15 protein-coding genes are annotated in these 20,544 nt (G+C 43.4%); 7 read left to right on the plus strand and 8 right to left on the minus strand.

Annotated elements, in window-relative coordinates:
* Positions 1-49: 49 nt before the first annotated feature.
* Together ACESMA_RS01725 and ACESMA_RS01730 are read right to left on the minus strand one after the other, a co-directional pair.
* The gene (locus tag ACESMA_RS01725) at positions 50-1,873 is read right to left on the minus strand and encodes a hypothetical protein (RefSeq protein WP_372947025.1); all 1,824 of its coding nucleotides are present in this window, start codon (positions 1,871-1,873) and stop codon (positions 50-52) included.
* Between the two features lie 11 nt (positions 1,874-1,884).
* Positions 1,885-4,956, minus strand: coding sequence for a tetratricopeptide repeat protein (locus tag ACESMA_RS01730; protein WP_372947026.1), 3,072 nt, complete (start codon positions 4,954-4,956; stop codon positions 1,885-1,887).
* A gap of 223 nt (positions 4,957-5,179) precedes the next feature.
* Between ACESMA_RS01730 and ACESMA_RS01735 the strand changes: the two genes are divergently transcribed.
* The gene (locus ACESMA_RS01735; RefSeq protein ID WP_372947027.1) at positions 5,180-5,896 is read left to right on the plus strand and encodes a cell division ATP-binding protein FtsE; all 717 of its coding nucleotides are present in this window, start codon (positions 5,180-5,182) and stop codon (positions 5,894-5,896) included.
* Here ACESMA_RS01735 and ACESMA_RS01740 read toward each other — a convergent pair whose 3' ends face one another.
* Positions 5,897-7,015, minus strand: coding sequence for a glycosyltransferase (locus tag ACESMA_RS01740; RefSeq protein ID WP_372947028.1), 1,119 nt, complete (start codon positions 7,013-7,015; stop codon positions 5,897-5,899).
* Between the two features lie 176 nt (positions 7,016-7,191).
* Here ACESMA_RS01740 and ACESMA_RS01745 point away from each other — a divergent pair, with 176 nt between their 5' ends.
* From ACESMA_RS01745 to ACESMA_RS01765, 5 genes are all read left to right on the plus strand, one after another.
* Positions 7,192-8,082: a cation diffusion facilitator family transporter gene (locus ACESMA_RS01745; RefSeq protein WP_372947029.1), complete on the plus strand. Its 891-nt coding sequence runs from the start codon at positions 7,192-7,194 to the stop codon at positions 8,080-8,082.
* Positions 8,083-8,099: 17 nt separating this feature from the next.
* Entirely contained in the window at positions 8,100-8,795 is a 696-nt protein-coding gene (locus ACESMA_RS01750) for a hemerythrin domain-containing protein (protein ID WP_372947030.1), read from the plus strand.
* Positions 8,796-8,797: 2 nt separating this feature from the next.
* Positions 8,798-9,400, plus strand: coding sequence for a response regulator transcription factor (locus ACESMA_RS01755; protein WP_372947031.1), 603 nt, complete (start codon positions 8,798-8,800; stop codon positions 9,398-9,400).
* A 93-nt stretch (positions 9,401-9,493) separates the two neighbouring features.
* Positions 9,494-10,699 (plus strand): hypothetical protein, encoded by a 1,206-nt coding sequence (locus tag ACESMA_RS01760; protein WP_372947032.1) that lies wholly within the window; start codon positions 9,494-9,496, stop codon positions 10,697-10,699.
* A 4-nt stretch (positions 10,700-10,703) separates the two neighbouring features.
* Positions 10,704-11,261: an FMN-binding protein gene (locus ACESMA_RS01765; protein ID WP_372947033.1), complete on the plus strand. Its 558-nt coding sequence runs from the start codon at positions 10,704-10,706 to the stop codon at positions 11,259-11,261.
* Here ACESMA_RS01765 and fabD read toward each other — a convergent pair.
* The gene (fabD, locus tag ACESMA_RS01770) at positions 11,258-12,145 is read right to left on the minus strand and encodes an ACP S-malonyltransferase (protein ID WP_372947034.1); all 888 of its coding nucleotides are present in this window, start codon (positions 12,143-12,145) and stop codon (positions 11,258-11,260) included. The genes ACESMA_RS01765 and fabD overlap by 4 nt on opposite strands.
* A 322-nt stretch (positions 12,146-12,467) precedes the next feature.
* Between fabD and katG the strand changes: the two genes are divergently transcribed.
* Positions 12,468-14,696, plus strand: coding sequence for a catalase/peroxidase HPI (gene katG, locus ACESMA_RS01775; RefSeq protein WP_372947035.1), 2,229 nt, complete (start codon positions 12,468-12,470; stop codon positions 14,694-14,696).
* A gap of 76 nt (positions 14,697-14,772) precedes the next feature.
* Here the strand turns inward: katG and ACESMA_RS01780 are convergent, their stop codons facing one another.
* From ACESMA_RS01780 to ACESMA_RS01795, 4 genes are all read right to left on the minus strand, one after another.
* Positions 14,773-17,310: a cellulase N-terminal Ig-like domain-containing protein gene (locus tag ACESMA_RS01780; protein ID WP_372947036.1), complete on the minus strand. Its 2,538-nt coding sequence runs from the start codon at positions 17,308-17,310 to the stop codon at positions 14,773-14,775.
* A 274-nt stretch (positions 17,311-17,584) separates the two neighbouring features.
* Positions 17,585-18,427, minus strand: coding sequence for a class I SAM-dependent methyltransferase (locus tag ACESMA_RS01785; protein WP_372947038.1), 843 nt, complete (start codon positions 18,425-18,427; stop codon positions 17,585-17,587).
* A 319-nt stretch (positions 18,428-18,746) separates the two neighbouring features.
* Positions 18,747-19,736 carry a DUF1080 domain-containing protein gene (locus ACESMA_RS01790; protein WP_372947040.1) on the minus strand — a complete coding sequence of 330 codons (990 nt, stop codon included), beginning with the start codon at positions 19,734-19,736 and terminating at the stop codon, positions 18,747-18,749.
* 334 nt (positions 19,737-20,070) lie between these two features.
* A complete protein-coding gene (locus ACESMA_RS01795; RefSeq protein ID WP_372947041.1) occupies positions 20,071-20,529 on the minus strand; it encodes a hydrogenase in 459 nt (152 codons plus the stop codon).
* Between the last annotated feature and the right edge of the window lie 15 nt (positions 20,530-20,544).

Below are 20,544 nucleotides of genomic sequence, written 5' to 3' on the forward strand. Positions count from 1 at the left end.
GTTAAAAAAAGTATTTTTTACCACACAAAAAATTCAGATAAAACTAAGGTTAAAAAGCATAACTCAACCCACCCAAAATGTTGAAACTCTGAACCGGGTAACCCAGCCACCGTTGGTACTGCTGAAAACCGAAATTATTTAACTGGGCAAAAACCGAAAATTGATTGGTTATTTTGTATGTGGCATTAAAATTAAGGTCGAAAACTGTTGAAAGATTGTAGGATTCCGTTAGCAGATCTTCATGCTGCAGTAATTCACTGTTTGTGAGCGGACGCGAATCATCTCCGGGAATGCCCATAATCAATGCCTGCCGGTTGCCGGTAAAAAACAGATCAGACGACAAACTTAACTGGTCAGAAACCTGGTAAGACAGTGACAATTTGGCATCCCAATCAGGTAAATTCCACGGCTCGTCCAAAGTTTCCATTTTGTAAACGTAGTAGTTTCCTGAAAGCAATAAGTTCATCTTTTCCGAAGAAACATGGAAAATCTCAAGGTTAAACTTCAGCAAATCAAGATTATCGTACAATACATCAAAATCATTATCCACAATGGACGAACTTAAATTCGTTTCTGTAAAATTTCCATACCTGAACTGATAATAGAGTGGTTGATCTTTAATCATGGAATAATCTACCGAAAATTTGAAATTGGTTTTGGTGGCAAGTTTCCCATCAAACCCTCCAAAAAACCGAAACTGTTCAAACGTGTTTTTTACTAAATGTTCAGGGTCAACAAACGGGTTTTCGTATGCAATTTTGGAATAATTATTCTGAATAAAATTCCCGTCAATACCTGCAAATATTTTAATGATTTCTTTTACCGGAACCAGGTTTGCACGTATATTCGGCGACAACCTCAGCTTCATATCGGTGCTGCTGTCAATCACAATCCACGAATTCACGCCCAGTTGAACATTGGCTACATCGCCTCCCAATAAATAAGAAGGTTTTGCAGTAATCCAGGTTTGCGAATTTTTGCCCGGAGTAATTTGATTGCGGCCAAAAGTCGTCATATACTTATCTGAAATTTCACTGGCCTGCGCGTAGGTAATACCTGCCTCAAGGAAACCTGTTCCGTTATAAAAAGGCTTTTTCACATCGGCCATAAACTCGCCAAAATGCTCGCGCTGACCGGTTTTTGTTCCAAAATAGTGGTATAGAAAATTAAAGTCGAAGGTAAAATCATTTTTCCGTGCAGCCGTATTTTCAAGTCCAATGTTAAAACTTCCTTTGGAAAAAGTTTGCCTGCTGCCCCAGTAATTCACCTCTTGCTCTTCCACTTTCAGTAATTCAGGAACTGACTCAATAGGATATCCATAATAATTAAACCCGTCGTGTTCAAATCCGAGATTAACGGACAAAACAGAACTCCTGAAAAGGTGTTTCAGAAATAATTCTGCTTCGTTTTCAGAAAACGGAGCATCAACCCGTTCCTCCTCCCCTTCAAGTTTTAATTTACCATGAGAAGAAAGGTGTTTTCCATGCAATCCGAACAAAGTACTGCGGGAATTCTGGCTGTTAAAAAAAAGTTCAGCATAAGGCTTGTTGTAGTTGCCAACACCTGCCCGAACCAGTCCAAATCCGGTATCTTCCCTGGGGGCAGATTCAAATGTAGCCGCTTTCAGCGTGTTTACCGAAAACGTATTGTAAATGGGCTGACTGAAAATGCTGTAGCTAAAATTTGGTTTTTCATGCGTAGTTTCTTCAATACCCGGCATACTGCTAATTTTATTGGCATCAGAAATAGTTGGTTTAAAGGCTTTCACTACTTCCACTTCCTGCGTAAGCGTAGTATCTCGCTGAGCAAGTGCATTACCCGATGTTGCTGCCAATGCTGTCAGCAAAAAGTATTTTGTTGTTTTCAAAAACATATTGTTGCTTTTTAATTTTCATTAATTTTTAACTGAAAAGAGCTGTCTTTGGCGCGTTGTTGTTCAGTTTGCTCAAGAGCTTCAATTTCTGCCAGTTTTCTTGCGGCTTCGGCTTTCACTCCGTCATTATCGGCACCATAATTTTCGACAACGCTGCGCAAGGTGTGTTTGGCCTGGAAATCGTCGCCTTTGTCGAGATAAATATCAGAAAGCAGCAAAAATGCTTTCCCCAGCCAAAACTGAAAAGGCGTGCCTTTGGAAATAAAATCCATTATTTCTTCTTCAGCCTGCTGTTTTTGGTTTTGTTTATAAAGAATTTCTGAAACAAGAAATTTGGCTTCAGCGCCCTGTTCAAGTTTGGTATCGGTTGCCACGGCTTTTAAGGATTCAAGCGCTGCATTTTGATTTCCTGCGAGGTAATTCGACTTCCCTGAAACAAAGTTTGCTTCCCGTATCCAGGCTTCGTTGGCAACATCCGATTTTTTCACTTTTGCAGATGCCAAAATGGCTTCATTGTATCGTTTCAACTGAAAATTGCAGCGCATTTGCCCGGTATATGCTTTTAACAAATTCCATTTACCCCCTGCAATTTTTTCCAGCCGGTTAAAGAACTCAAGTGCATTTTCATAATCGCCGGCGTTAAAAGTGAGTTCAGACGCCCGTGACAAAGCTTGTTCGCTGAAAATATTGTTGGGCTGGCGGGCAACAAAAGTGTAATGCTCGTTAGCCTGCGAAAAACTTCCTTCTTTATATAAGATTTCAGCCAGATAAAAATGGGCATTGGTGGCAAAACTTCCGTTAGGAAATTGTTGCAGATACCTTTGTAACTGTGCAGAAGCCTGTGTTTCGCCAGACAGGTATAGCCTTTCGGCTGCCATGTAAGTAAGCGAGTCTTGTTCTGAAGTTGTTACATTTACACCACCTCCCAGTGACCGGGTGTAAGCAAAATAGCCGTCCACATTATTCATTTCCACATAGCTGTTTTTAATTCCCAGCAGTGCAGCCTGAGATTCCGGAGTGCCGGAAAATTTTTCAGCCACTTGTTTGTAGTAAGTAAGTGCCTGATTAAAATCTCCGTTATTGAAATTTATAAGCCCCAATTGCAACAATGTTCTTGGAAAATATGCGCTTTCAGCATGATTGTCAACAATTCTGCGGTAATTTCGTGTTGCTTCTGCAGACTGGCCAAGTCGCTCGTAAGCCCGGCCCAGTTCATACAAAGCATCATCCAGGTATTCAGAATCGGGGAAACCTTCCTGCAGTCTTTGTAACGAATTAATTTTCCCCTGCTGGTTATGTTGAAGTCCCTGACAAAAAGCAATTTGGTAAAGAGAGTAATCTGTATCGAAAGTATTCATTTCAAATGCTTTCTGATAATTTTGGAGGGCCAGCGAATATTCTGCATTCGAAAAATAATAATCGCCCAACCGGTTATAAGCATCGGCCAGTTTTTCGGTTGGCTGACCTTGCAAACTGTTAATGTAATTACGGAAATGTAATGATGCCTGGTTGAAATCTTCCAGTTTGAAATAGGCGTAAGCCAGATTATACTCGGCATCTTTGTATTCGGGGAGTGAAAATGCACCGGCAGTTCGTAAAAATTGGGAATAGGCTTCAGCTGAACTGCCGTATTCACTAACACGGTAAAGTGCTTCCGCTTTCCAGTAAAGGGCACGTGCATTCAATTCACGGTCGTAACTTCCGTTTTGCAGCGACTGGTTAAAATGGTCGATTGCCTGGTTATAAGACAGGTTGTTGAATAATTCAAGCCCCCGGTAAAATGTTACACGCTGATAGGCCCTCAAAATTTCAGATGTTTTTACTTCAATTTTTTCGATTGAACTAATGGCATCGCGGTAATTGCGGGTAACCATAAAAACTTCGGTTAAATAACGGTAAGCTTCTGTATTTCGCTGAGAATTCGGGTACAGGGTAATGTATCTGTCGAAAGCTTTAATGGTTTCATTAAACGGTGAATACGAAAGTTCGTAAGTAAGTTTGGCGAAGCTGAACAAAGCGTCTTCCTTAATTCTTTCATTAAAATCGAATTCTGAAGCCGCTTCAAAAGCCACCCGTGCTTTTTCCTTTTCATTTATTTTTATGTAACTGTCGGCCAAATGGTAATATGCATTTTGAGCCATTTCATCTTTTCCTCTTGAAGCATTTTCAAGCAATGGAACTGCTTTTTCAAACTGTTCTGTGTTGTAATAGCAATAACCCAGCAGATAATTATCTTCGCGGGTTTTTGGCCTGGTGGTCTGATAATAGGTTTCGAGATACGGTAAGGCTTTGGAATATTCGCGAAGATGAAAATAGGAATCGCCAATAATTTTAGACAATTCGCTTTTGTGCTCTTCTTCCACCTCATCAATTATAGAAACGGTATAGTTTATTACCTCGTTATACCGCTGCTGCTTATAATATATATGACTGACATAAAGTGGAATAACGCGTGAATAGGTCGGGTCTGATTCAAGTTGCCGGAAGCCGTCGAGCGCCGACTGAAAATTTTCCTGCAGGTACATAATATGCGCCCAATAGTAAGTTGCAGGGCGGCTGTATAAATTGTTCCTGTCCTTAATTTCTATAAATTCTATTAAAGCCTGGTCGGTATTTTCGGTCATTAAATTTGAATACCCGTTCTGGTATTTCAGTTTTACAAGTTCAGAATCACTCAACGATGCCCGGTCAACCTCGGAATAGGTGCGAATAACTGCAGCATAATGTCTTCGTTCAAACTGATTATCGCCAAGGTTTACCAGGGCGTTGTTCATGTACGGACTTTCAGGGTATTCGTCGATAAACCGCTCCAACATTCTGCTTCCTGAATTATGACCGGCTTTCATGGCAGAAACTGCCCTAAAATAAAGAGCTTCTGAATAAAGTTCAGATTTTGGGTCCACCTGTTTCTGCACTATTTCAAATTGCCGGAAAGCGGCATTGTATTTCCCTTGATGATAAAGATTTCGTGCCATTTGGATAGCCTCACTAACATCTCCATAATATGCTGTTTGCTGGGCATTAAGCGTAAGCGATAAATAAAAGGAAAAGGCAAAAATGAATAAGACTTTTATTTTTTTCATGTTTCTGTTGTTTCATTATTTTCGTTACAGACTATCGGCTCCGTTAAATATCGTGCCAAAGATAAACCTGATATCCGAAACCAAAGTTCTAATTTAGACATAATCAATCTTTCAAATTGCTTTGGCATGTGTAATTTTCTTAACATGAAACTGTTTATTTCTTTTCTTTATTATATGAACGGGTAAAAAAATTAGACATATATTCGAAACGAATTTGATAAAAATGACAGATAATAAAATAATTGAACTTGTTGCTGCCGACATTCATCAGCGTGATTCACTGATACTTTCTGACGTTAATCTGGAAGTGCAGGCAGGAGAATTTGTTTACATAACCGGGAAAGTGGGAACAGGGAAGTCGAGCCTGATAAAAATTCTGAATGCCGAACTTCCGTTAAATAAAGGTTTTGGCGAAGTTGTCGGTTTTAATTTAAAAAATATTAAGCACAAGGATATTTCGCTGTTACGCCGGAAACTTGGCGTAGTTTTCCAGGATTTCAGGTTATTGCCCGACCGAAATGTTTACCAAAATCTTGAATTTGTTTTGAAAGCAACAGGTTGGAAAAATAAATTGGATATACTGGAACGTATTGAACAGGTGCTGAAACGTGTGGGCATGACCGAAAAAAAACAAAAAATGCCCCACCAGCTTAGTGGCGGCGAACAGCAGCGCGTGGTAATTGCAAGAGCAATTTTAAACAATCCTCCTGTTATTATTGCCGACGAGCCAACCGGAAACCTCGACCCCGAAACTTCTTCAGAAATTATGAACCTGTTTTTGGAATTAAACAGGGAAGGAAAAACCATAATAATGGCAACCCACGATTTTGCGGCTATTGCCAGTAAACCTGCCCGCACACTGGTTTGTGCCAATGGTTTTATTACCGATTCGGCCAAAGAAAAGGTGCTTCTCGACTTTGAAAGCCTGCTTGGATTTTAATTACAAAAACGGTTGAAAAATCTCCCTCAATACCTTTTTTTCATTTTCCCATGTGAGCTCAGTGGCGGCGATTTCAAGATTCTGCTCCCAGATTTTACGACTGTTTTGGTCCGTCAGCATTTCCAAAAAAATCTTTGCAAGGTGGTTTGGTACCAGCGACGAGGTTACTCTCCCTATGCTGTATTTATTTACAACCGCAGCCATTTCAGGCAGATTGGTAACCAAAACAGGAATTCGCGCCTGAATGTAATCGAACAGTTTGTTGGGCAAAGCGTAGCGGTAATTCAATCCAATATCTTCTTCAATGGAAAGACCAAAATCGGCTTTGGGGGTAAGTTTTACTAACTCATCAATGGAAAGCCGTCCCAAAAACTGCACCTTTTCCTGAAGCCCCTCTCTGGCGGTTAATTCTTCGAGTTCTTTTCTGATATCTCCGTCGCCTGCAATTACCAGTCTGGCGTTTTGCACCATTTTCATGGCCCGGATTGCCTGTTCCAAACCACGGCCAACATTCACTGCCCCCTGGTACAAAATTATTTTTTCAGCATCCACTGAATGTTTTTTGTCATTCTGGTTTGAATTCGCGACAACCGGAACATTTCGCACCACCCGGAAATGAACATTGTATTTTTCAGTATAAATTTTTGCAATGGAATCGCAAACCGTATAAGCATATTTCAGCTTTGGAACCGTTTTTTGTTCCAGCCATTCCCATATTTTTTTCACCCGCGGACGATTTACCAGTTCCGGTACTTCAGTAAAAAACTCATGACTGTCGTAAACCAGTGGTCTGTTTTTCAGTTTTGAAATCAGAAAATTTGCCGGGAGGGTATCGAGGTCGTTGGCCAGCAGTAAATCGAATTTCAAAAAAAGCAGCAAACAAAAAAGCCGGAAGTTGAAACAGGCGTAAAACAAAGGTCCTTTAGTAAAAAGAAGATACAGTCGCTGGGTTTGGTAGTTTTGCGGCGAAACCGCCCGGCTGCCGGGTAATTTTCTCCCCACAACCAACACATCAAATCCCATTTCAGTGAGTGTTGCACAAGTTTTATGTACCCGGTTGTCGGAAACCAGGTCGCTGGTTACCGAAACAATAATCCGCTTTTTGGCTTTTGGCTTCAATACTTTTTCTTTTGTAAACTGTAAAAATCGGAAAAAATTTTGGGTGCGATGAATTCAACCTCCCGAAAAGTTAAATATTGGTTGGCAAAAATCAACATATTCATTTAATATTTGCTGAAACAGATGAAAATGTATTTATTTTGCTTTTAATTCAGACTGAATAAAAATAAAAGGATTTGGCACATTCGCATGAACATAATCATTCAACCCCACATGGCAGAGCTTTTGCGATTGGCATTGTCCTCAATCTTTTTTTTGTGGCGGTGGAGGTTTTTTACGGCCTTCTGGCCAACTCTTCAGCACTTTTGGCCGATGCCGGTCACAACGCCAGCGATGTATTGGGCCTGGCGTTTGCCTGGACTGCTGCCTGGCTGGCAACCATCAAACCAAAAGGAAAATACACATACGGTTTGCGAAAAACAACCATCCTGGTTTCTATTTTAAATGCCCTGCTTTTGTTTGGTGCAGTAGCCGCTATTGGATGGGATGCCTTTGAAAAACTGCAAAACCCGCAGCCAGTTGGAGGAAAACAAGTGATGATTGTTGCCGGAATTGGTGTAGTTATTAACACTTTCACTGCGCTTTTATTTATAAAAGGGCAAAAACACGATTTAAATATTCGGGGTGCGTTTTTACACATGGCAGCAGATGCAGCCGTTTCGCTCGGAGTTGTGATTTCGGGATTTCTCATTTTACAAACTGGCAAAAACTGGATTGACCCCATAATGAGTTTCATCATTATTGCTGTTATTCTTTGGGGAACCTGGCAGTTGTTTTTCGACTCTATAAGCCTGGCGCTTGATGCGGTTCCCAAAAATATTGATGTGGAAAAAGTACGCCGGTTTATTGAATCGAAAAACGGGGTGGAAAATCTGCATGACCTCCACATTTGGGCCATGAGCACCACCCAGATTGCACTTACAGCTCACCTTGTTATGCCCAATGGCAACGACGACAATTTTATAACTTTGCTTCAAAATGAACTGAAAAAAAAGTTTAACATTGTACATACTACATTTCAAATTGAAACCAGAAACCTGCAACAATCTTGTGATACCGATTGCTGACACAGAAATAAAACACCATGGAGATTTTTAAAAAGACCGACAAACTTTCTTACCTCATTCACCGGAATTACCATTTACTTCCTGTTTTAAACCGTTTTGGAATAAAACTGGGAATAAAAGACAAAACAGTTGAAGAAATTTGCCGGGAAAGAAAAATCAGTACAGGATTTTTTCTGGCCATTGTAAATACTTATCACAACGAGGAGTATTTCCCCAGAGAGGAGCTGCTTTCGTTTTCGCCCCTTGAAATTACACACTACCTGCGGAAAACACACCAATATTATTTCCAATACATTGTTCCAAAGCTCGATGATTTGCTTGAAAAACTTATAGCAAGCAGTCACCACGATTTTAAAGGGTTGCAAATGGTTGATGTTTTTTATAAAAAATACAAAAAAGAACTTACCCAACACATCGACTACGAGGAAGAACGGGTTTTTCCCTACGTAATAAATCTGGTAAAAAACCACAAACTCGATCCCAAATATACCATCCGCTCTTTTGAACAGGAACATTCGAATGTGGATGAAAAGCTCAACGATTTGAAAAACTTAATCATTAAATACGTTTCACCCGATTATGATGAAAATATTTGCAACGATTTTTTAATCACCCTCTCCCTGTTCGAAAAAGATCTGGAAGACCATGCACGAATTGAAGACAAAATCCTGATGCCCATGACCATTGAAATTGAAAATAAACTTGGGAGATAAAAATGAACAGGAAAATCTTCGTTATACACTCCTCGGAAATCATTCGTAAAGGAATAAATGCGATTTTACGCAGTTATTTCAATACCGAAATTATTTTACTTGAAAAGCAAGAAGAGTTAAAAGGTTTCTGTGAATTAACCGGGCAGGAAATTGTAATTATTTATGAATATAATGAGACTGAAAAAACTGTCAATTATCAGCAAATTCAAAAAAATAACCAGGTTAAATGGATTGCTTTTCTGAACGACCACGAAGAACCGGCTGAGCCTCTGCCCTTTTGCAAATTTTACATCACCACAAAAACACAGGCGCCGCAACTTCAAAAACTGGTTGCGCGTTGCTGGGACAAAACCCGGAAACAACCCAAAAACAGCGATAGCGAAGAACTTACCACACGTGAAAAAGATGTACTCAAACTGGTTTCTCTCGGCCACTCCAATAAAGTAATTGCCGAAAAACTGTTTATCAGCATTCACACAGTCATTTCGCACCGGAAAAACATAACCGAAAAAACAGGTATTAAATCTATCTCTGGATTAACCGTTTACGCCATTCTGAATAACCTGCTCGACACCGAAACCATCAATCCCGAAGATCTCATCTGAAAAAAAATCCCAACATCTTGGGATTTCCTGCACCAAATCGTTCATGTATTTTTGCTTCAGATATTTATTTTTATTAAATCTAAATAAAACAACATGAAGCGGAATTTTATTTTACTTTCTTTATTTATATTCTCCGGATTAGTAAAAGCCCAGGTAACTGACAGTTTGCCAAACAACCTCTATTTTAATATTGCAGAACGCCTTTTACAAACCGACGGCAATCTTAAAATTGGCGGTTACGGCGGTATTCACTACAACCAGCCGGTTGGCGGTGAAATAAAACAAAACGGAAAAATGGATGTACACCGGTTTATCATGTTGCTGGGTTACAGTTTCAGCAACAACACCCAGTTTATTTCTGAAATTGAGTTTGAACACGTAAAAGAAGTTTACATTGAACAAGCGTTTTTACAACACAAAATCAATAATTACATCAACTTCAGGGCCGGACTGATGCTCACACCAATGGGAATCACCAACGAATATCATGAACCAAATCTTTTCAGGGGAGTGGAGCGCCCGCTCATTGACAACTACATTACTCCAACCACATGGAGGGAAATTGGCGCCGGTTTTATGGGGTACATTTTGCCGGCCTCAATAAAATACCAGGCTTACCTGATGAACGGATTTATAAGCTACGACGGAAGTGCCAAACTAAACGGCAGCGGACTGAGAAGTGGCAGGCAAAAAGGTGCAGAAAGTATTTTCAGCTCGCCAAACTTTGCAGGAAAAGTGGAATACTTCGGTATTCGGGGACTCAACCTGGGTGCATCGGTTTATGCCGGAAACACCCAAAGCACCCTTTATAATGGTGTGAATAAAAACGACCAGGCCGCACTTGCTGCTGCCGATTCATCTGTGGTTGGAGTTGCCATGTTCGGCTTCGATGCGCGTTATTCGGTAAATGGACTGGAACTTAAAGGCCAGTATTACCACGCAGGAATTTCAAACTCGGAACAGTACAACCGGTTTACAGCAAAAACCGACGGCACTCCAAACGATTTGGGAAGTTCGCTTAATGGATTTTATGTAGAAGCTGCCTATAACGTTTTCAGACCTCTCGAAAATGTTCATTCAGAGTTGACCCCGTTTATCCGTTACGAAAAATGGAATACGCAGAATACAGTTGAACAAGGCAATACAAATCCAGCCTACGACAAACAAGCTATTGTTAGCGGACTGGAATGGGAAATGGCGCAGGGAGCTTTGCTGAAAGTCGATATGCAGTTTGTAAAATCAGCCACCCAGAACGAATTTGTAAAAACTTTTAATGCAGGCGTAGGCATCATGTTCTGAAAATATGAAAAAAATAGCAGTCATAGGTTTTTTATTTACTTTTCTGATATCGGTTGGGCAGGGCATTCCGGGTGACCTGCCCCGCCCGGTTTTAAAAGAACTGAACAGTCAGTTTGGGAAAGATGAGTTTGAATTGGTTGAAAAACGTTTGGTGAACCAGCCAGATACGGAAGAAAAGTTTTATTTGGTTGAAACACCCGGCCAGCCTGGTATAAAAGCATACATCCATTACGGAAGGGTAAAAACCTGCCGGGCAGGAGGTTGTTCTCTTCCCGGAAATTCGGCCTCCGTGGATTTTGATAGTGAATATTTCGATTATTTCATCCTGTTTAATGTCGACTTTAGCGTTGAAACCGTAAAAGTTTACAATTACCAGGCCAGCTACGGCCATGAAATTTCGGCCCGCGGCTGGCTGAAACAGTTTGAAGGTTTTCAAGGAAACAGAACGCTGGAAGTAGGTAAAAACATCGATGGTATTACAGGCGCAACCGTTTCGGTAATTGCCATTACTGACGATGTAAAATGGAAAACCAAATTGCTGAAAGAGGCAGTGCAGAATTAATTTTCCAACCGGTCAATCCCCGCTGTTTCCATATTCCGGTCAACCTTTTTTACCAAACCCTGCAACACTTTGCCCGGACCGATTTCAGTAAATGATGCAGCGCCATCGGCAATCATGTTTTTTACGGTTTGGGTCCACCTCACCGGTGCAGTTAACTGGGCAATCAGGTTTTGTTTTATCTCCACCGGATCAGTTACCGGCAGGGCATTTACATTTTGATAAACCGGACAAACCGGAGTTTTGAATGTTGTTGAATCAATGGCCGCCGCCAGTTCTTCACGGGCCGGCTCCATCAGTGGAGAATGAAAAGCCCCGCCAACAGGAAGTTTCAGGGCGCGTTTTGCACCTTTTTCGGTAAGCAGTTCGCAGGCTCTGTCCACGCCAGCCACCGAGCCCGAAATAACAAGCTGTCCCGGGCAATTGTAGTTGGCAGCCACCACCACATCGTCAATGGAATTACAAACTTCTTCCACTACCTCATCGTCGAGGCCAACAATGGCAGCCATGGTTGAAGGTTCCAGTTCGCAGGCCTTTTGCATGGCTTGTGCACGTTTCGAAACCAGGGTCAGCCCATCTTCGAAAGTCAGCGCCCCGGCAGCTACCAGTGCCGAAAACTCACCCAGCGAATGACCGGCAACCATGTCGGGTGCAAAATCTTTTAATGTTTTGGCCAGCAGCACAGAGTGCAGGAAAATGGCCGGTTGCGTAACTTTTGTCTGCTTTAAATCGTCAGCCGAACCCTCAAACATAATGTCGGTGATGTTGAAGCCAAGAATTTCGTTGGCTTTTTCAAACAATGCTTTTGTTTCAGTCGAATTCTCGTATAAATCTTTCCCCATGCCGGGGTATTGCGCTCCCTGTCCGGGAAAAACGTATGCTTTCATTTTTTCGCTTTTAAATTCCGGGGCAAAGGTAATGGATTTTAAGAAAAATACGGAAAGGTATGTTTCCGGGAAGGTCTGAAAACTTAAAAGATTAGTAAAAGTATCAAACAATCCTATAATTTTCTTGTTTAATTTTTCGGGTTTGAATGGGTATTTAAAAACCAAAAAAACAGGATAGACTTTAAAAATCAGTTTAAGTTTCTTAAATTTAAAGCATGTTGAAAAAACACAACAATAAGTTAAAAATATCAGTATATAAGAAATACTAATACAAATTATCGGAATTTTAACACAACAAATAACTTAAAAAAACAAAAAAAGAATGGAAAACAAAGATCCGCACAACCAAGCTTACAACGCGAATGACGAAAGCAAATGTCCGGTAACCGGGCACGGGACAAAACCCGTTGCAGGCGGTGGCACACGAAACCGCGACTGGTGGCCAAACAAATTAAATCTGAACATTCTGCGCCAACACTCTTCAAAGTCGAACCCAATGGGGCAAAACTTTAATTATGCAGAAGAGTTTAAAAGTCTTGACCTGAATGCCGTAAAAAAAGACCTCACACAATTGATGACCGACTCACAAGACTGGTGGCCTGCAGACTGGGGACATTACGGACCATTGTTTATCCGCATGGCATGGCACAGCGCAGGAACTTACCGCGTTACCGACGGCCGTGGCGGCGGTGGCACCGGAAACCAGCGTTTTGCACCGCTGAATAGCTGGCCCGACAATGTTAGCCTCGACAAAGCCCGCAGGTTACTTTGGCCCATCAAACAGAAATACGGCAAAAAACTCTCGTGGGCCGATTTGATGATTCTGGCCGGAAACGTAGCCCTTGAATCCATGGGCTTTAAAACATTCGGATTTGCCGGCGGACGTGAAGATATTTGGGAACCCGAAGAAGACATTTACTGGGGCTCGGAAGGCAAGTGGCTGGAAGACCAGCGCCACAACGAAAAAGGCGAACTGGAAGGACCGCTGGCTGCCGACCACATGGGATTAATCTACGTAAACCCGGAAGGTCCCAACGGTGATCCCGATCCGAAAAAAGCCGCACATTACATCAGGCAGTCGTTTGAACTGATGGCCATGAACGACGAAGAAACTGTGGCGCTTATTGCCGGCGGACACTCGTTCGGAAAAGTGCATGGTGCCGCGCCCGATTCCAACCTCGGACCCGACCCCGAAGCCGCACCACTTGAGGAAATGGGCCTCGGCTGGAAAAACAAATACGGCAAAGGAAATGCAGAAGATACCATTACCAGCGGACTGGAAGGAACCTGGACAAAAACGCCCATCCAATGGAGTATCAACTTCCTTGAAAACCTGTTCGATTACGAATGGGAACTGACGAAAAGCCCGGCAGGCGCATGGCAGTGGAAACCACGCGGACAGGCAGGCGCCAACAGTGTGCCCGATGCCCATATCCCCGGAAAACGAAACCAGCCGTTTATGTTGACCACCGACCTTTCGCTGCGATTTGACCCCGATTACGAAAAAATTTCACGCCGGTTCCTCGAAAATCCAGCTGAGTTTGAAGATGCGTTCGCCCGTGCATGGTTTAAATTAACTCATCGCGACATGGGGCCGAAAACACGCTACCTCGGGCCGGAAGTTCCTGCGGAAGATTTGCTCTGGCAGGACCCGATTCCCGAAGTTACTCATAAGTTGGTTGACCAAAACGATGTGGCCAACCTGAAAGGCAAAATACTGGGTTCAGGACTGACTGTTTCTGAATTGGTATCAGCAGCCTGGGCATCGGCTTCCACGTATCGCGACTCCGACAAACGGGGCGGAGCAAACGGCGCCCGCATCCGACTGGCGCCTCAAAAAGACTGGGAAGTGAACAATCCGCAGCAACTGGCCAAAGTGCTGAATGCATTGGAAGGCATTCAAAAAGAATTCAATGATGCCGGCGGTGAAAAACAGGTTTCGCTGGCCGATCTGATTGTGCTGGGTGGTTGTGCTGCAGTAGAAAAAGCAGCCAAAGATGCCGGATTCGATGTTTCGGTGCCCTTTACACCCGGACGCGCCGACGCTTCACAGGAACAAACCGATGTGGAGAACTTCAAATATCTGGAACCACTGGCTGACGGATTCCGCAATTACATGAAAGTAAAATACATGGGCTCAGCCGAAGAAATGCTGGTTGACCGGGCCCAATTGCTGACACTCACTCCACCCGAAATGACGGCGCTGGTTGGCGGGTTGCGCGTGCTGAACTCCAATTACGACGGCTCGAAACACGGAGTGTTTACCGACAAGCCGGGAATGCTAACCAATGATTTCTTTGTGAACCTGCTGGATATGCGCACCGTTTGGAAAGCTGTTTCGGAGGACAAAGAACAATATGAAGGACACGACCGCAAAACCGGCGACCTGAAATGGAACGGCACCCGCGTTGACCTGCTGTTTGGTTCCAACTCCGAACTGCGTGCCCTGGCCGAAGTGTACGGTTCAGCCGATGGACAGGAAAAATTTGTGCACGATTTTTTGGCCGCATGGAACAAGGTGATGAACCTCGACCGGTACGATCTGGCATAACACTGGTTCATTAGATATTCATAACGTTATTTACTCAAAAAGGCGGTTCGGAAACGGACCGCCTTTATTTTGAGATTCACTTTATCAAATTCTTAAACGCTGATCCAAAAATTAAATAACTGGTATTTCCGCCAATGGTACCTTCGTTTTGGCCCCACAGGAACGGCCAGTCGTCGTAGTTTTCAAAATGGTCGGGTTGCCGGAACAGTATGCCCGGCGCCACATTGCCCGGAATGAAGGAAAAATCGGCCCTGTTATTCCCGTAAAAAACTTCTTTGGGACGGGCGGCGCCAATGGTTGCCACCAGTGAATAGTTGTGGTACGGATGGCAGCCATACAGCCAGTTGGTGGTTTTGAACGCATGGCTGGCGTCGATAATATCCGGGAAATATTTGTGGGCAAAACAGATGGTAGTGCCAAAGTTCACGATGGCTCCGCTACCTGCCCAGTTGCCCAATCCGATGGGGACTCCGTAGGGATTGTCCTTTTCAAGCCCTTCGACGTATTCTTTGTACTGTTCAACATAAGGCAGGAGTTTTTCCTTGTAGGAGGCGTCCATGTGCGGAATGCCGTGCAAGGCCGTCAAAATAACGTAACTGAGGTTCCTGTCGAGTGCGGGCCATAAAAGTTCCAGGAATTTATCGGCATATTGCTGCTCGCCAGTGGAGATGTACAACTGGAGATTGGTTCCCACATCTGCCGCTCCAAATCGCCTGCCGCGGCTTTCCTCCGGCTGGCTGGCAAGCAGTTCCGTGGCCTCGTTCAGCAATCGTTTTGACTGGGCCAGCGCGCGTTCCGAAAGATCGTCGTTGTATCCCTTCAGCGCGCGACTGACAGCGGCAAACATGGTGGCTGCCCTGAGGTCGAGGCCGGGATTGCGGCTCGTGAATGCCCACATGTCATCCTTCATCCCGCTGGAAAGGCCGGTGGGGGCCACTTCGTACGGACCGAGGTCAGGATTGAAGGGAAGGCCGTCGGTAATGGAGGCGGCATCGCCCAGGTGATGGTAATTGTACAGCACCGAGTTGGAAAGCGTTTGTGCCATGTGGCCGATAATCTCGGCCTGGGCCACCAGGTTTTTGGCTCCGTGTTCGATAAACTGCAAAATATCCGGAGTGCCGTCCGGACGGTGAAGATCCACATAGCGCTGCTCCTGACTGACAAACGTCTGGTCGCGTTGGGGTTTGAAATACTCCCAGGTTTGCACAAAGTTCTGCACCACACCAATGTTCGAGCCGGTTTCGATATCAAAATCTCCGGCGTCGAAAAAACCGCCAACGTTTAATCCGGGAATCAGTTCCAGCCCTTCGTATTTTGTATCGGTTGTGGGTCCCTGTCCGTGGAGGTCGAAATGATCGGTGTTTGGCGGCGCCTGCCGGTAGCCTTCCTTAAACGGTTCGCCATGCCACACCCGGTACCCCTCGCGCACAAACATGTGGTTCATGTGTATGGGAATCCATATATCGCTGGTGGCGTCTGTAATCTTGTCGTAAACGGTATTGGCTATAATGAAGTTGTTTGTTGTAAAGTCGCCATACTGAATGTAATAAATACCGGGAGTGGTCACCGCAGTAAAATCAAATTTCACATAGTGGTATTTGTAATAGTCTCCCCAGGGTTCGATGTTTCCGCTGAACACTTCGGCAGCTTTGCCGTCGGCGCCCATTTTATACAGCGATGCATTTGCAAGCGGTGTGTCTTTTTTGTCGAGTTCAATCACCGAAACTTTGGGTTGCGACGGGAGGTAGCCCACCTGTGAGAACCCGATGTTGGGCTCCCGAATCCAGCCTTCGATGGCATGGGGTTCCACAATCCAGCTCAGCACCTTACCTGTTTTTCCAGCGGGGAGCAGACTGCGCACCACATACCAGCCGTTTTGTGCCAGCATCCGGCCATCGAATAGCATGATTTCCGCATCGTGCGAGGTGATTTTCACCCTGCGTTCCGGGTCTTCGGGCGCGAGCAGAAAGGTACGTCCGGTTTCCAGTGGAAGCGGATCGACAAACCGGCCGGTTCCCCTGTCGTCGGAAGTTACATACCCTTTGTATTGCTTTATTTTTTCACGGTTGGACCGGGTAACGGTGTTGCCCACCACATAGCGCGGGAACCGGTTCAAACGCCCGTCCATCAGGTAGGTTTTTCCCCAATATTGCGAGGGCAAAAACTCCAGGTTAAATCCGGCAGCACCTTCCAGTTCGGCAGGAAAGGGTTTATCCAGGTAAACCGCTATCTCAACGCCTTTGCCTTTGGCCGTGACCACCACCCGCGAATCAAAATCGTAATCTTCGTACCTCAGCACCGCCTCAATGGCATTGGCCTCCCGGGTTACCGTGCGGGTTGGTATGGCAGGAACCAAATCCCACTGCTCCGGCGTGTTGGAAAGCCGCACCGCGCCGCCCTGCGCGGTACGCACGCCATGATGAATCAGCTCGATGCCGGCGGTTTTTTCGTCGTTGAACCCTCCGGTAAACAGGTTGCTGTAAACCAGAACATTGGCGCCCTGGGTTTCGAAATATTCCAGATCATTTAGTTTTAGCTCCTGCCCCAGAGCCTGTTGAAATGCTGCCAGCAGCAGCACTAATGTGAAAAGCATTGAAAATGTTCGTTTAGTCATATCAGTTAAAATTAAGCAGTGAATAAAAATCATTTCGGTTTGCCCCGGTTGCTCCTGCGTCAGGAAAAACAAATCTATTTAAAATGTGGTGGGAAACAAAATTATTATTTTTGGTTGGAGATTGATTAACATCGGAATGAACTTTTGTGAATCTTCATGTCTTCGTGTTTTATACCACAGGTATCACTATGTGTGTGGCATATCTTTTTTTGCCATAAAGCCTCAAAGACATAAAATTTCACGAAGTGGACTTGCGAAACTTTGGTCAGTTTTTTTATTCTTTTCCTGATACATAAAATGTCACATTTTCGCCATTCCAATAATCATTACTTTTTGGCAACACGTTATTGTAGCATTTTATTTCTCCAAACCCATGCATTTCTAAAATCTCAACCAAATCTTTTGTTTCGAAATAATGCGTCCAGAAAATGTAAGTATCAATTGTATCATTTTCACCAATGATTATATGATGATTGGCCAGGACCTTTGCTTCAGGGTAATGGTATCCATTTGTTAAAGCAATATATGGTGCATCTTTCCAAAACCCGGTTTCCTGAATTTCCCATGATTGTGCAATTATCTTCTTGTCGATATTCATTTCGTTTACGACATCACAGATAAATAATCCACCCTTTTTTAATGCTCTGTAAATGTTTCTTAATACTTTATCCCGTTCTTCCGGGAGCAAAACACAAAAATCGAGATAAATCAGGATGACCAAATCAAATTTTTCCACAAAGTCTATATCTAAGTAATTCTGATTCAGGTATTCAATGTCAAGTTGTTTTTCTCTCGCCTGTTTGATTGCATATTGAATGGAATTTTCCGAAAAATCAACTCCTGTTACTGAATGTCCTTTTTGAGCCATGAATTCGGCATAGAGCCCGGGCCCACAACCCAAATCAAGAATATTCATTTTAGAATTGTTGGCTTGTTGTAATATCCAATTTGAAATATTTTCAATCTTGGTTTTGTTTCTGCTTGCAATATCGTGGTCAGGATTTATATGCAATTCAAGCAATTTTTTCGAAATATACGGGTCAGTCCACATAACAGACGAACCTTTCTCATAAAGTTTGGGTTTAGAGGATAATTTTTTAATCAGTTCGAAATTCATTGCATTTTTTTTTATCTTTTGCTTGCAGCCTGTTTATGTATCGATTCATATCACCCAATTCACGGCACAAACGGTTGCCTGATATGTACAGGTATCCATGTTTTCAAAAACTTTGATGATTTTTTGTCTGGTCATTTTGGCTTTCATCCTGGTTTAAAATTTAACGGACTAAAACTATAAAACGATTTGATTTAAAACAAGTACCGGTAAGCGGAAATCCCCTGTGCGCACATAAAAAAGGCAGCAGATTACGTGAACCTGCTGCCTTTATTTGAATTTATACAGTTCAGGATGGTTTTCCACCCGCTCCTGTAAAATATTATTTGTTCATTGCCGGTGTGATAACAAATTTACGGAATTCCACAGCACCGTGGTCGCCTTGAATCATAATCGGCCCCGGGTTTCCTTCGTTACTGTCGAGCGAGCCGCCGGTAATTCCGGGGATAGGCCGGTTGGAAATCACTTCAATACCATTATGTACCAAAGTTAAATGACGCCCAACCAGCGTAACCTCAAAAGTTTGCCACTCACCGGGTTTTGCTCCTGCATAAAAAGCCGGTTCAATGAACCCGTAGATGCCTCCTGTAGTTAAGTCGCTAACCGAAAGACTATCCACAATTTGCATTTCGTACCTTCCGCGCAGGTATATGCCACTGTTGCTTCCCTTGGGATACTTGAATTCAACACTGAGTTTAAAATCATCAAATTTCTCCTTGGTTACCAAGTTCCCTCCTGATTCTGCGTTTACCAAAACACCGTCCACCATTCGGAACTGATTGTTTGCCGGAATAATCCACCGGGACATGTTGTCATCGAGCAGGTTTTTGGGATTTCCCCAAACCGGCGGGTTTTCGCGGGTAAGCGATGGTTGGCGTACGCCGGTCCACTGCAATTTATGGCCGTCGAGCATCATGTAGCCGTTCAGTTTATCGTTTTCCAGACTGAATTCAAAATATTTGTCCTCTATTTCCATCCACTGCGGAGGAATAGTGAAACTGTATTTTCCGGTTTCAGCCGAATAATGCACTTCCGAAATGGGACGGGCGCTTCCTTCGTAACCCACATAATACCCCACCAGGGTTGAGAATCCTGACAGTTTTACTTCGAGCCAACCCGGAAATCCGGCGGCATCCATAAGTCCGTGCCTGAAGAGCCCAAGTTCTTCCAATTCATCGCCTTCAATAACAATAGTGAGGTTCCAGCGGCCAATCACCTCCTGACCGTTATTCGCATTTTGTGCCATAACAGAAGTTTGGGTAACCAGTGCCAATACAAAGATTAACAGGGTGTTTTTTAATTTTTTCATCATAATCAGGAATTTAAATGATACATTTTCTGGAATAAGCCAGATTTTATTATTATTTGGACAAATCTACACAAAAAGGAATTTGGGAGAAAATTTTATATTCAATTCAATCGGGAAATTGAAAAAATACCAAATTTCAAAAACCAGTGACCGAAGAAGGAAGTCGGAAGACCGAAGTTAGAAGACCGAAGACGAAAGCCAATGACCGATGACATTCTTCTCCCCATTCCCTCATTCACTCACTCTCACTCACTCACTAATGACAAGTGACAAATGACTAATGACAGATGACAGATGACCGATGACCGATGACCGATGACCGGTGCCTACTAACAATTCAGGATTCCGCATTTTTTGACTTGTTACCCCGGGCGAGGCCAATTAAAATGGCCACACTTACAAACATCATGGCCAGGGTTAAGGTTACAAGCGAGAATGTAACAACTGCTTCGGCCACCGGATGTCCCTCCTGCCCCTTTGCTGCAACAGTCAACATTTTGCCGGCATTAAAAATGGCTGCGATTAAAATACCAAACCAGTTGGCAAAGGTGCCGTAAATAGCCATCCAAAAAGTTATTGCCAGCCATTTGGAAGGTAATTTTACCCGGTTCCAGATGAGTCCGAAAATGATGAGCAGCATCCCGTTCATCACCCCTTCAATATGACTTGAAAGTCCCATGCGCGGATTAGCCAGTACCGGTACAATTAATCCCACAATTAATCCCAGCAGAAACAACATAACACCTAGAAAAATCAGCCGATCAGCCTGGTTTTTAACAATAGTTTTAGTTTCCATATCCAAAATTTAAAA

Source organism: Mariniphaga sp. (genome assembly GCF_041687215.1).
GTDB lineage: Bacteria > Bacteroidota > Bacteroidia > Bacteroidales > Prolixibacteraceae > Mariniphaga.